This window comes from Steroidobacteraceae bacterium (assembly GCA_041395505.1).
Classification (GTDB): Bacteria; Pseudomonadota; Gammaproteobacteria; order Steroidobacterales; family Steroidobacteraceae; genus JAWLAG01.
On the sequence record JAWLAG010000001.1, the window covers coordinates 2,681,321 to 2,693,678 of the forward strand.

At 61.6% G+C, this 12,358-nt stretch carries 7 protein-coding genes; 3 read left to right on the forward strand and 4 right to left on the reverse strand.

All coding sequences use genetic code 11. The annotated features are described in order from the left end of the window. Positions 1–5 precede the first annotated feature (5 nt). Genes R3E77_12465 through R3E77_12475 form a run of 3 tightly spaced genes read left to right on the forward strand, consistent with a single transcriptional unit; the run spans position 6 to position 6,859 of the window. Positions 6–1,184 (forward strand): MFS transporter, encoded by a 1,179-nt coding sequence (locus tag R3E77_12465; protein ID MEZ5500228.1) that lies wholly within the window; start codon positions 6–8, stop codon positions 1,182–1,184. A 52-nt stretch (positions 1,185–1,236) separates the two neighbouring features. Continuing rightward, positions 1,237–3,555 (forward strand): TonB-dependent receptor, encoded by a 2,319-nt coding sequence (locus tag R3E77_12470; protein MEZ5500229.1) that lies wholly within the window; start codon positions 1,237–1,239, stop codon positions 3,553–3,555. Positions 3,556–3,598: 43 nt separating this feature from the next. Continuing rightward, positions 3,599–6,859 carry an amidohydrolase family protein gene (locus R3E77_12475; protein MEZ5500230.1) on the forward strand — a complete coding sequence of 1,087 codons (3,261 nt, stop codon included), beginning with the start codon at positions 3,599–3,601 and terminating at the stop codon, positions 6,857–6,859. Here R3E77_12475 and R3E77_12480 read toward each other — a convergent pair. The 4 genes from R3E77_12480 to R3E77_12495 are packed head-to-tail and all read right to left on the reverse strand — an operon-like array spanning position 6,853 to position 12,331. Next, positions 6,853–7,881: a phosphotransferase gene (locus R3E77_12480; protein ID MEZ5500231.1), complete on the reverse strand. Its 1,029-nt coding sequence runs from the start codon at positions 7,879–7,881 to the stop codon at positions 6,853–6,855. The genes R3E77_12475 and R3E77_12480 overlap by 7 nt on opposite strands. 22 nt (positions 7,882–7,903) lie before the next feature. Beyond that, the gene (locus R3E77_12485; GenBank protein ID MEZ5500232.1) at positions 7,904–9,184 is read right to left on the reverse strand and encodes an aminotransferase class III-fold pyridoxal phosphate-dependent enzyme; all 1,281 of its coding nucleotides are present in this window, start codon (positions 9,182–9,184) and stop codon (positions 7,904–7,906) included. A 43-nt stretch (positions 9,185–9,227) separates the two neighbouring features. Next, complete coding sequence (locus R3E77_12490) at positions 9,228–10,043, reverse strand: SDR family oxidoreductase (protein ID MEZ5500233.1); 816 nt, start codon at positions 10,041–10,043, stop codon at positions 9,228–9,230. 8 nt (positions 10,044–10,051) lie between these two features. Further along, positions 10,052–12,331 (reverse strand): TonB-dependent receptor, encoded by a 2,280-nt coding sequence (locus R3E77_12495; protein MEZ5500234.1) that lies wholly within the window; start codon positions 12,329–12,331, stop codon positions 10,052–10,054. Between the last annotated feature and the right edge of the window lie 27 nt (positions 12,332–12,358).

Here is a 12,358-nt window from a genome sequence, read left to right on the forward strand (position 1 = left end):
TGCGTATGGCCCAAGCGCCGAGCAAAATTGCGGCACCGCCGATCGATCTGAACAGCCGCCGAACACTGGCGGCCATCCTCTACCTGTCGGTCATCGGCCCTTGTGTATTCATTTTGCAGCCGGGATTCGTCCAGGGACTGGTCGAACAACTCGGCATGACCGAACAACAGGCCGGGTATGTCGCCTCCGCGGAGATGTGGGGCATCGCCGTGACGACCCTGGCGCTCATATTTGCCGCACACCACTACTCCTGGCGCCGGTTGATTGGCGCGTTCGCCGTGCTGTCCGGCGTCGGCAACCTCCTGTGCATCGGGCAGAGCGACCTGCAGGTCCTGATGTTGTTGCGATTCATCGTCGGCATCGGCTCGGGCGGCATTATTTCGCTCACCTTTTCGCTCGCGGGACTCACCGCGAATCCCGACCGGAATTTCGGTTACATCATCGTCTGGGTACTGACCTATGGCGCGCTGGGTCTGGTCGTCATGCCGACCGCCTATGCACATATAGGCATGGCCGGAGTCCTCGTTTTCTTCGGTCTTTTCTGCCTCTCGGGCCTGTGGTTCGTGGGCGCCCTGCCGCACTCCGGCCTCGAACATGCTGACACGTCAGGCCACTACGAATATGCGAAATGGCTCAGCCATGCAACGCTCATCGCCATCCTGATCTACAACGTCGCGGTCGGCATCATCTGGGCCTACTTGTTCCTGGTTGGCACCAACGCCGGGATGCCAGAGCAGCAGGTCGCCAACGTATTGATGGTGTCGCAGATCGCGGGAATCGCGGGCGCATTCGTGGTCGTCGTGTTCGAGAAGCGATTCGGCCGGTTGCTGCCGCTCGCCGTCGGCGTGCTGGGCAGCGCCGCAAGCGCCTATCTGCTGGTGGGTCAGATCGGCGCCCGGGAATACTGGCTTGGGGTCTGCGGCTTCAACCTGCTTTGGAACCTGAGCATGCCCTATATGCTCGCCACCGCCGGCGACTTCGATGCGAAGAAACACACCGTCGTATTCGCCATCGCAATGCAAATGCTGGGTCTCGCGGTGGGCCCGATGATCGCAGCGCGCCTGCTCGGCGAGGCGAACTACGACGCGGTCAACAGGACCGCCGCCATCGTTTTTGTTCTTTCTGCGTTCGTGATGCTGCCAGGTGTGCTGGCACAGCGGCGCGCACATGGCCATTCACAGTAGACCGCGACGTATCGACAAACCTAATCAGGGGGATAAACAAATGAGTTGCCCGGTGAAAAACGCACGAATCTGGTGGCGATGCAGCTTGGCACTGGCCGCGGCCTCGCTGGTCGCGAACTCGGCGCTGGCGCAAACGCTGGAAGAAGTAGTCGTTACCGCGCAAAAGCGCGCGGAATCGCAGCAGGATGTACCCATTGCGATCGATGCCTTCACGGGCGAGCAGCTGTCGCGCCTGGGCGTTCACTCAGCACAACAGATCCTCTCGCTCGTACCAAACGCAATGGTTGTCGATCAGGGTGGTGGTAAGCAGAATTTCTTCGTTCGCGGCGTCGGCACAGCTGATTTTCATCTCAATGTCGTGGGTGCAGTCGGGGTCTTCCTCGATGATGCCGCGCTCAACTCGCCCTTTGCCGTCTCGTTCGCCACTTTCGACATGGAGCGTGTCGAATTGCTGCGTGGACCGCAAAACACCTTGTTCGGCAAGAACACGACCGGAGGTGCCGTCAATTACATAAGCCACAAACCGAATGTCGCCGATGGCCTCAACGGCTATCTGCAAGCCGGGTTCGGCCGCTACTCCCAGGTCGACCTCGAGGGTGCTGTCGGTTTCCCGCTGGGCGAGCGCGCCGCCGTGCGCTTGGCCGCGGTCAGCAATACACGCGACGGCGTGTTTCACAACGTCACGCTCGGGCAGGATGTCGGCGAGATTGATCGCCAGGCGGCGCGGATCCAACTGCTGGTAGATGCGACCGAGAACTTCACCTTGCTTGCCAATATCCATGGCGGCCAGTCGGGCGGCGATCCGCAGCCATTCAAGGGAGTCGGATTTCTCGACCCGACCGATCAGACACTGCCCTGCGCCGTACCGCTCGATCAAATCATTCCGCAGAATAATCCGAACTGCGCCAACGGTGCCGGATTCGTCTACCCGAACGAGAAATGGGAAAACGTCTATGGCAACCTCAAGCACCGCCAGGATCTCGATACGCACGGCGCGGGCCTCAACATGGAGTGGCGCCTGGCCTCGATGACGATCACGTCGACGACGACCTGGGAGACCCTCAAGGTCGACTACAACGAGGATGCCGATGCCTCGCCGACGACGATCTTCCAGTTCTACCAGGGCGGCGACTACGATCAGTGGTCGCAGGAGCTGCGCGCAGCCTCGACGAGCGAGGCGAGCCCGCGCTGGATTGCAGGTCTTTACTACTACAGCGAGGACGCGAGCTATACGACAGCGGTACGCCGCACGCCAGATCCGCTCGCGCCTTCAGGTCCTGACCAGTTCAACGTAACGCCGAACACCATGGTCGACCAGGAGGACCGTTCCTTCTCGGCCTTTGGCCAGCTGGAATTCGATCTGCAGGATGACCTCACATTGACCACCGGGTTTCGCTGGACCAACGAGACCAAGAAAGGCCAGAACGCTGTTTCGGTGCGCTGCGTGGGTCCAAACGGTGGTCCGCCATTTTGCCCATCGCTCCCGGACAGCGCCTTCCTCAGCCGGAGCCTGCTGTTGAGCCTGCCGGTGCTCGCCGAGCCACCCGTCGAAACACTCGATGGTGACTGGAGCGAATGGGGCGCGCGCGTCGCGCTCGATTACAAGGTCTCGGATTCCGCAATGCTCTATGCCAGTGTTTCGCGTGGCTTCAAGGGTGGCGGTTTCAGCATCGCGGCGCTCCAGGCGCTGCTCGGCCTCGCTGCCCAGGACGTCGAACCGGAAATCCTCTGGGCCTATGAGTTCGGCATCAAATCCGACTGGGCCGATGAGACCGTGCGGCTCAATGCGGCCATGTTCTACTATGATTGGAAGGGCCTGCAGTCGTTTCAGCCTTTGATCGTTCCGGGCACGGGCACGGCAGTACCGCAGCTGCTGAACGTACCCAAATCGAGCCTGCAGGGCTTCGAGGCCGAACTCACCTGGTTGCCAAGCCCCGGTTGGTATCTGCAGGCCGGAATCGGCCTGAATGATTCACGCATCGAAGATGCCGGTCTGATCGCGGGTATATCCGCTGGCAACAAGCTGCCGAATGTTCCGGATGTCACGTTCACCGGCATGGTGCGACGCGAGATTCCCATGGCGTCGGGGACGCTTGCCCTGCAGGCGAATATCCGCTACCAGGGCGATGTGACCTACGACCTCGCCAATGCCCGCAACCTGAGCCAGGATGCCTACTGGACAGCCTCGGCGCGGGGCAGCTATCGCTTTGGCGAGCGGCAGCAATTCGAAGTCGGTGTCTGGGGCGAGAATCTCACCGGAGAGAAATACTGCAATGGCATGACCAGCCTCGCCGGTCTTTCTGAGTCGAATCTTTGCGTGGCGGCGCTTTCGGAGCCGACCTACGGAATCAATGCCACGATTCGCTTTTGAACCTGCTGCAAGTCGTCGCAGAGCGCCGCAAACTGCCAGCACGATGCTGAACCGACTCGGCATCGTGCTGGTGGCCGCGCTCATCGCAGGCGATGGTGGTGCGGGGACACCGCCTGCGGCCGAAGCCATCTACGTCAATGGCGCGGTCTACACCGTTGACGACAATCGCCCATGGGCCGAGGCACTGGCCGTCAGTGGCGGCAAACTGATCGCTGTCGGCAGCAACGAGGAGGTCACGAAACTGCGGGTTGCTGGCACGCAGGTCGTGGATCTCGGCGGTCGCATGGTCATGCCCGGCATTCATGACATGCATGTGCATCCGCTCGATGCCGCCATACCGGCTTTGTTCGAATGCAGCTTTCCATTCTCATTGACGTTGGAACTGATTCTCGGGCAAGTCGCCCGGTGCGCGGCCGAGGCGCCGGCAGGAGCCTGGGTGCGCGGCGGCCAATGGCCGACCTCGCTGCTCGATGCGCCAACGCCGCCAACCCGCCAGATGCTGGACGCGGTGAGCGGCGATCATCCCGTATTCCTCATGGACTGGGCGGTGCACAACGCCTGGGTCAATACCCGCGGCCTGCAGGCACTCGGCATCGTTGCCGAAACGGCGACCGGCATCCTGCTCGATGACGCGGCCTATCGCGCACAGCGACAGCTTCCCGCCTACAGCCCGGGGCAATACCAACAGGCAGCAGGCTGGGCAATCGAGCAGATGCTCGCCGTGGGCATCACGTCGTTCAAGGATGCAATGACGACCGACGACAACCTCGCTGCGTATCACGAACTCGGGCGCAGCGGGGCACTCAATGCGAGAGCGCATACTTGTCTCGCCTGGAAGAGTGCGTGGTCGAAATCGCGCGCCACCGAGGTGAAAACGCTCGCGCGGCGCGGCGCGCTCAGCGGGCCGATGTTGCGCACCGACTGCGCGAAGATCATGCTCGATGGCATTCCCGTTGCGCGCACTTCGGCATTGCTCGAGCCCTATCTTCCCGATGCCAAACACGGTGACGACTACCGCGGCACGCTCAATTTCGAGCCTGCCGAACTTGCCCGGGACGTGATAAAGCTCGACCGCATGGGGCTGACGGTGAAAATCCATGCGACGGGCGATCGATCCGCGCGCGTGGCACTGGACGCCTTTGCGGCTGCACGCCAGCGCAATCCAGGCGGGCGCGCCATCCACGAGGTATCGCACGCGGAACTCATCAGCGACGCCGACCTGCCCCGCTTCAAGGCATTGAACGTCGCCGCCGAGATGTGCCCGGTCCTTTGGTATCCCGGTCCGTCCGATGCGGCGCGCATCGCCGCGATTGGCGCGGAACGCGCGGGTCGATTCTGGCCGACACGCAACCTGCTCGACAGCGGCGCACTCGTGTTCTATGGCTCGGACTGGCCGGCCGTCGCGCCGAATCCGAGTCCATGGCCGGGTCTCGAAGCCATGGTGACGCGACGCAATCCCTACGGCGCGATGCCGGGTCGGCAGTGGCCGGAACAGGCCATCGATCTGGCGCAGGCAATTCGCATTTTCACGATCAATGGCGCGATCGCCGGCAGGAGCGAGGAGCTCACCGGCTCGCTGACGCCGGGCAAGGCGGCGGATTTCATCGTGCTCGATCGCAATCTTTTCAAGATTCCGGCCGATGAAATCAGCGACACGCGGGTACTGAAAACCGTCGTTGCCGGCAAGCTCGTACACGATGAGCCGGCCGCGGCAGCGCAGACCCGACGGCCGAACGTGCTGCTCATCGTCGTTGATGACATGGGCAATGCGGATCTTGGCGCATTCGGCGGTGAAATCGACACACCCAATCTTGATGCGCTTGCCATGCAGGGTCTGCGACTGACGAATCTGCATACGGCCTCCATGTGCTCGCCGAGCCGCGCCATGCTGCTCACCGGCGTCGACAGTCATCGCGCCGGACTCGGCAACATGCTCGAGGAGCTATCGCCCAACCAGAAGGGACAACCCGGCTACGAGGGGTATTTGAACGATCGCGTCGTTACGCTGGCCACTTTGCTGAAGAACGCCGGTTACAGGACCTACATGACCGGCAAATGGCATCTGGGCGCGGCGGAACACGGCCCGGCTTACCGGGGTTTCATGCGCTCATTCACGCTCGATGCGGGCGGTGCCAGCCACTTTGCCGACATGCGACCAGCCTATGCACCCTCGCCGGACGTCAAGGCGAGCTATCGCGAGGATGGCGTGGCCTTGCAGTCGCTCCCGGAGAATTTTCACTACTCGTCACAGTTCTATGTCGACCGGCTGATCGACTATCTCGAGGAGGGCCGCGGTTCGGACAAACCATTCTTCGCCTATCTGGCATTCACGGCACCCCACTGGCCGCTGCAGGCACCGGATGCAGCGATTCAGAAGTATGCGCACCGCTATGACGCTGGATACGACGTGATTGCGGCGAAGCGTCTCGCGCGACAAAAAGCGCTCGGGCTCATTCCCCGATCGGCGCAGCTGGCGCAACGAGCGCCGAAGGGAAAGCCATGGAACACTCTGTCCGCCGCAGAGCAGAAAGTCGAGGCCCGCGCAATGGAAGTCTACGCGGCCATGGTTGACCAACTCGACGTGAATACCGGCCGACTGATCGATTACCTGCGTCGAACGGATCGGCTGGATGACACGATCATCATTTTCCTGTCAGACAACGGACCGGAAGGCCACGATCTGGATGAAACCTGGCCCGCCGAGAGCTTTCCGGAAATCCGCCATACCATCGATACAACTCACGATTTCAGCTTCGAGAACATGGGGCGGCCGGGTTCCTATGTTCTATATGGTCCGAACTGGGCGCGCGCGAGTTCGCCCGCACTGCGCATGTACAAGGGCTTTCCCACGGAGGGCGGCACGCGCGTGGCGGCTTTCGTGCGCTATCCGAAGCTGGTTCAGCAGGCGGCCATCAGCAACGAGTTCATCGCAGTCCGCGATATCGCACCGACTCTGCTCGACATGATCGGCATCGCACAACCTTCGGACGGTCGGAATGAGCCCATGTCGGGTCGGTCGGTGCTGGCGGCGCTCGCTGGCAAGCCATCGGACGGCACCCTGCGTGTCATGGCCGACGAATTGCTCGGCAAACGCTACGTTCGCCAAGGTCCGTGGAAAATCCTGCACATGCCGGAGCCCTGGGGCAACGATGCCTGGCAGCTCTACGATCTCGACCAGGATCTCGCCGAACAACACGATCTCGCGGGCTCGAGGCCTGACAAAGTCCAGGAGCTGGAAACCCTCTGGCAGGATTACCAGCGTGACAACGGCGTCATTCTGCCTGACTGGGTGAGCGGCTACTGACCGAGATATTCCTGCGCCGCATCGCAAGCCATCTCGATGAGTTGCGGCGTGAGCTCCCGGGCCGTCTCGGTCTCGCGGCGCGTATGGACCCATCCCAGATACGTGAAGCCCCGGGCGGCCGTCAACATGGGTAGCTGTGCAAGAGCGCCGGTGGCCAGCGCCCGCTCGTCGCGATAGCCCGCAATCAATGCGTCTTGCAACGCCCGGTACGACGGGTGCTGGCGATAGAAAAAAAGAGACGTTGCGATCTCGAACATGTGCCATCCGAAACCCGCGTCGTCAAAATCGAGCAACCGCACGCGATCGCCGTCGATGAGGAGATTCTCCGGCGCGAAATCGGCATGGATCAATCCATAGCTCGAGGACGAACGATCCAGGACCGCGAGGTCCGCACGCAGGCGGTCCCGGGCCGCGAGCACCAACTTTCGCTGCGGCTCATCGAGCGCCTCGAGTTCCCAGAACCTGCCCCAGAAAGGCTGTTCGCCGACCAGGCCATCGCAATCCCAGGCATGGCGCTTGAATCCCGGCGGCAGGACCCATTGACTAGCATGATTGTGCAGCTTCGCGGCGAGTGTCCCGGCGATCCTGAAGGCGCGCACGAGGTCCTCGGCTGCCGTGGTGCCATCGTCGTTGCTCGCCTCGACACTGCCGAGCTGCCGGCCATTGACCCAATCGAAGACATCGACCTGACGGGCCTCAGGCACCTCGGGGTGGGACACTGTATTGAAAAGCGCCCCGGACCGGTCGGGCAGGACCCTCGGCACTTCAAAACCGTACTCATCGAGCGCGCGCATCCATTGCAATTCGGAGCGCAATTCGTCGTCGTCGTGATAGCCCGGGCGATGCACGCGCACTGCGTAGCGAGTTCCGTTCGCGAGCGTCGCGCAAAAAACCGCATTCTCACGAAACTTGATGAGACTCAAGGATGCCGGAGTCAGTTGCCACTTCTGCAACGCCTTGGCAACCAGGCCAGCCAGGCGTTCTGCCTGCGCTTGCGGATCGAGTGAGTAGAATTCGTGCATGGATTAGTCGAGCGGGCACTGGCTAGCCAGCCGCCAGCACCTCATCGAGTGTCGCCAGCAACTGGTCGGCATGTGCCCGGCCGAATGGCATGGGCGGTCTGATCTTGAGCACGTTATCGTGCGGACCGATGCGGCTGATGAGCACTCCGCGCTCGCACATGCCGTTGATCACGCGCTTCGCAAGTGCACTCGCGGGCGTCTTGCGCTCGCGGTCATCCACCAGATCGACCGCGAAGAACATACCGAGCGAGCGCACGTCGCCGATCGCCTCGTGCCTGGTTGCGAGCTCGCGCAATCCGCCGGCCAGGTAGCTGCCGATCGCGACCGCGTTGGCCTGCAGCTGCTCGGATTCGAGCACATCGAGCACCGCATTGGCCGCAGCGCAGGAGACCGGGTTGCCGGCGAAGGTATTGAAATACATGACACGATCGCGGAACCCCTGCACCAGATCGGCCCGCCCGACGACACCGGCAACAGGATGGCCATTGCCCATTGGCTTGCCGAGCGTGACCAGATCCGGCGTAACGCCGAAGCGCTGATGACCCCACATATGCTGACCGGTGCGACCGAAACCGCCCTGCACTTCGTCTGCGATGAACAGACCGCCCGCCTTGTGCACGGCAGCAACAGCCCGCGGCATGAATCCGGCGGGTACGATGGGCAGGCCCTCGCTTGAATACATGGTGCAGATCAACATCGCCGCAAGCCGGATGCCCTGTGCATTCAGTGACTCGATTGCGCCTTCGATCCGCGCCACATAGGCATCCTCGAGCGCTTGTCCGGTCAGGCCGTCGATGCCGCGATAGCTGTCCGGTGGATCAACCGCACGTATATGGGGGCCAAATCCTTCCGGCGGCGTGAACATCGTGCTGATCTGCGCCACTGCAACGGTATTGCCGTGGTACGAGCAATTCGTGCAGATCACGCCTTTGCCGCCGGTTGTCACATTGGCAATGCGCAGCGCCAGTTCATTGGCTTCGCTGCCGCTGCAGGTCAGCATCAACATCGAAAGGTCCGGATCGAAGGTGCGGGTCAGGCGCTCGGCGTAGGAGACGACGCCCTCATGCAGGTAACGCGTGTGGATGTTGAGCAGGGCTGCCTGGCGCGCCATGGCCTCGACGACATGCGGGTGACTATGGCCGACATGCGGAACATTGTTGTACGCATCGAGGTAGCGGTTGCCCTCGGCGTCCCACAGCCACACGCCTTCGCCACGCACCAGATGCAACGGGCGATCATAGAACAGCGGCGAGTTGCGCCCGAGCACGCGATAACGTCGTTCAAGCAGCGACTCGGCTGTCATGCCACACCATGGTCAGGCCGAAAAACCAGTACGCCAGGAGAGATCAACTGGAACCTGCCAGTTGCTTGACGCCATCGAGCTCTTCCATGAACACGGGACTCTCGGGCAAGGTTGAACCGCCGTCAATGCAGATCGTCTGACCGGTGATGTAACGCGACTCGTCACTCGCCAGGAACCGCATCGCATAAGCAATGTCTTCCGGCATGCCCATGTACCCGAGCGGAATATATCGCGCCATCTGTTGCATACCGGCTTCGTCGGCCAACAGTTCCATGGCGGCAGTGCGGATGTATCCAGGTTCAATGCCATTGACCGTGATCTTGTCGCGCGCAAGTTCCAGGGCGAGCGTGCGGATAAGCGCGTTGACGCCGCCTTTCGACGCGGCGTAATAGGCAGTACCAGGCATTGCAACGCGCGGCCCGGTCACCGACGAGGTGAACAGGATGCGGCCACCGCCCTGCCGACGCATGTGCGGTATGCAGGCTCTGCTCAGGCGAAACCCTGCCTTGAGATTGACCGAGAGCACGGTTTCAAGGTCACCTTCCGAGAACGACTCGACCGGGCCGCCCAGGAATGACGCGGCGTTGTGCACCATGATGTCGATGCGGCCGAATTCACTCATCGTTTGCTCGACGACCTCGGCAGCGGATGGTTCATCGCCGATATCCACCGTGGCAAGCGCCGCCTTGCCTCCGGCTGCCCGGATCCTGCGCAATACATCTTCGCCGTGTTTGGCGGTACGCGTCGCGATGAGGACGCTGGCGCCGTCAGCCGCAAAGACTTCGGCAATGCCACGACCGATACCCTGCCCACCGCCAGTGACCAGGGCGACCTTGCCTGCCAGGCTACGCGAGGACATCGCTGCGGCTACCTGAAGTTATAGCGTAGTTCGACACCGGCCCAGCGTGGCTGCGCATACGCCTGCTGGTTGAAACCGAAACTCGCCGTGAAATCGAAGGTGTAGCTGAGGTGCGCCTTGTCGGTGACGTTATGCACGAAAGCCGCAGCCTCCCAGCGATCATCCGCGGCGGTATAGCCGAGGCGAAGATTGCCGATGGCATAGGCTCCCTGGCGGGACACCGGCACGTTCTGGATGTCGAAATATTGCGCACTCTGGTAATTGGCCCAGGCCTGGACGGACATGCGTCCCGTGCCCACCGGCCAGTTGTAACGCACCAGCGCGTTGGCCGACACTTCCGGCGAGGCCACCATCCGGCGTTCGCGCAACACACCCGCCGGACTTGGAATGTCCTTCGCCTTCGCATCGAGCAGGCTGAGGCCCAGGGACAGATCCCAGTGCTCGCTCGGCGAGGATTGCAGTTCGAGATCGACTCCCGAGACCTTCGCATCGGTATTGAAGATGACCTGGTTGAGCAACTCGAAGCGGAAAGTCTGGAAGTCCTTGTAGTCATAGTAGTAGGCGGCACCGTTGAATCGCGTCGTACCGCCGGCGAAGGTCGACTTGAATCCCAGTTCGTAGCTGGTCAGTGTTTCCTCGCCATAGGGTATGGTCGCGACCGTGTTGCTTGCGAACAGGAACGTCTCGTCGAGGAAGCCGACATTGAAGCCGGCTGACTTCGTGCCGCGCGAGATCGAACCGTAGAGCAACAGGTCGTTGTGCGGCTTGTAGTCGAGCTCGATCTTGCCGCTCACGGAATCATCGCTGTGCTTGGCCAGGTCTCCTACCGTAGCGGGACTGAAGTCGAATGCGACATCGGTCGGCAGGCCAATGACATTGACGAAGAAGCCTGATGTGTCACGGTTGAGGTAATTGAGGTCTTTGGTGTCATGCGCGTAGCGCGCACCGGCGATGAATTTCCAGGCGTCGGCCAGCTGATATTCGACCTGCCCGAACGCCGCGATCGAATCCGACTTCTGGGTGTAGTTGGCATCGAAAAAAACGAACCCGAGGTTGGTCAGATCCAGCGTGTAGTGGCCTTTGACCTTGTTGTCGAAGTAGTAAAGGCCCGCCAGCCAGTTGAGACTCTCGCTACCGCCCGCAAGACGCAGTTCCTGGGTGAAGGTATCCGTCTCGGCCTGAAAGGTCGGCAGCAACAGCGGGAAAGGACCCGCGTCGGTGTCTTCGGACTGCAGGCGGTCGACATTCTGGTAGGCCGAAATGGAGGTCAGCGTGGAATCGCCCAGCTTCCAGTTCATGTTGAGCGACAAGCCGTTGGTCTTGACCTTCACCTTGCCGTTGCGGTCGAACTCACCCGAGTAGGGATCGCCATCCGTATCGACATAGCCGAAGCAGTCGGTGCCCGGCGGGCGATCCGTCGCGTCGACCGTGCCATCCAGATTGCAGTCGACGCCAACGCCTTGCTGGGTGGGGCCGAGCGCGACACTTTCGCCATTGACGATATCCGTCGACTGATGCTGCCATGCACCGACCGTCGCGTCATTGTTCGAATAATAGGCGCTGACCAGCGCATCGAAATTCTCGGACTTCTCGAACAGCAGCTGTCCGCGCGCGGCAATGGCGTCTGTCTCGTTGTAATCGGGTGCTCCGGGCACACGGTTCTTCGTCCAGCCGTCGTTCTTGTTGGTCGCGACTGACAGGCGACCGGAGACGCCATCGGTCAGTGCGCCGCCGACGGCCGCTTCGAGCTTGATCTGTCCGTACTGCCCGCCGGTCACGTTTACATAGCCATCGAATTCCTGTGATGGCCGCTTGCTGATGAAATGCACCAGTCCGCCGGTGGTGTTGCGACCGAACAAGGTTCCTTGCGGACCGCGCAGGACTTCGACCCGTTCCATGTCGAACAATTGAAAACTCAAACCACCCATGGCGGGCCGGTACACTTCGTCAACGTAGACAGCGACCGGATTTTCGTTGGCGTCGGCGAAATCGTTGAGGCCCACGCCGCGAAGGAAGAAATTGATCTGACTCGATTCACCATTGGGTACGGTGTAGTTGAGCCCGGGCGTCATGGCGACGACATCGGTGGTATTGGTAAAGCCGAGTTCATGGATTTCGTTGCCCGTGAATGCAGTAACAGCAATGCCGACGTCCTGCAGGCGCTGTTCGCGCTTTTGGGCGGTGACGACCACTTCCTCGAGTCCACCGGTGGCTTGCTGTGCTTGCACCGCAACGGGCAGAACGGCAAGGGCCAGTATGAGTGCTATGCCTGGTGACTTGGCTTTCATGGATCTCCCTCCGACCGTGGGTTCGGT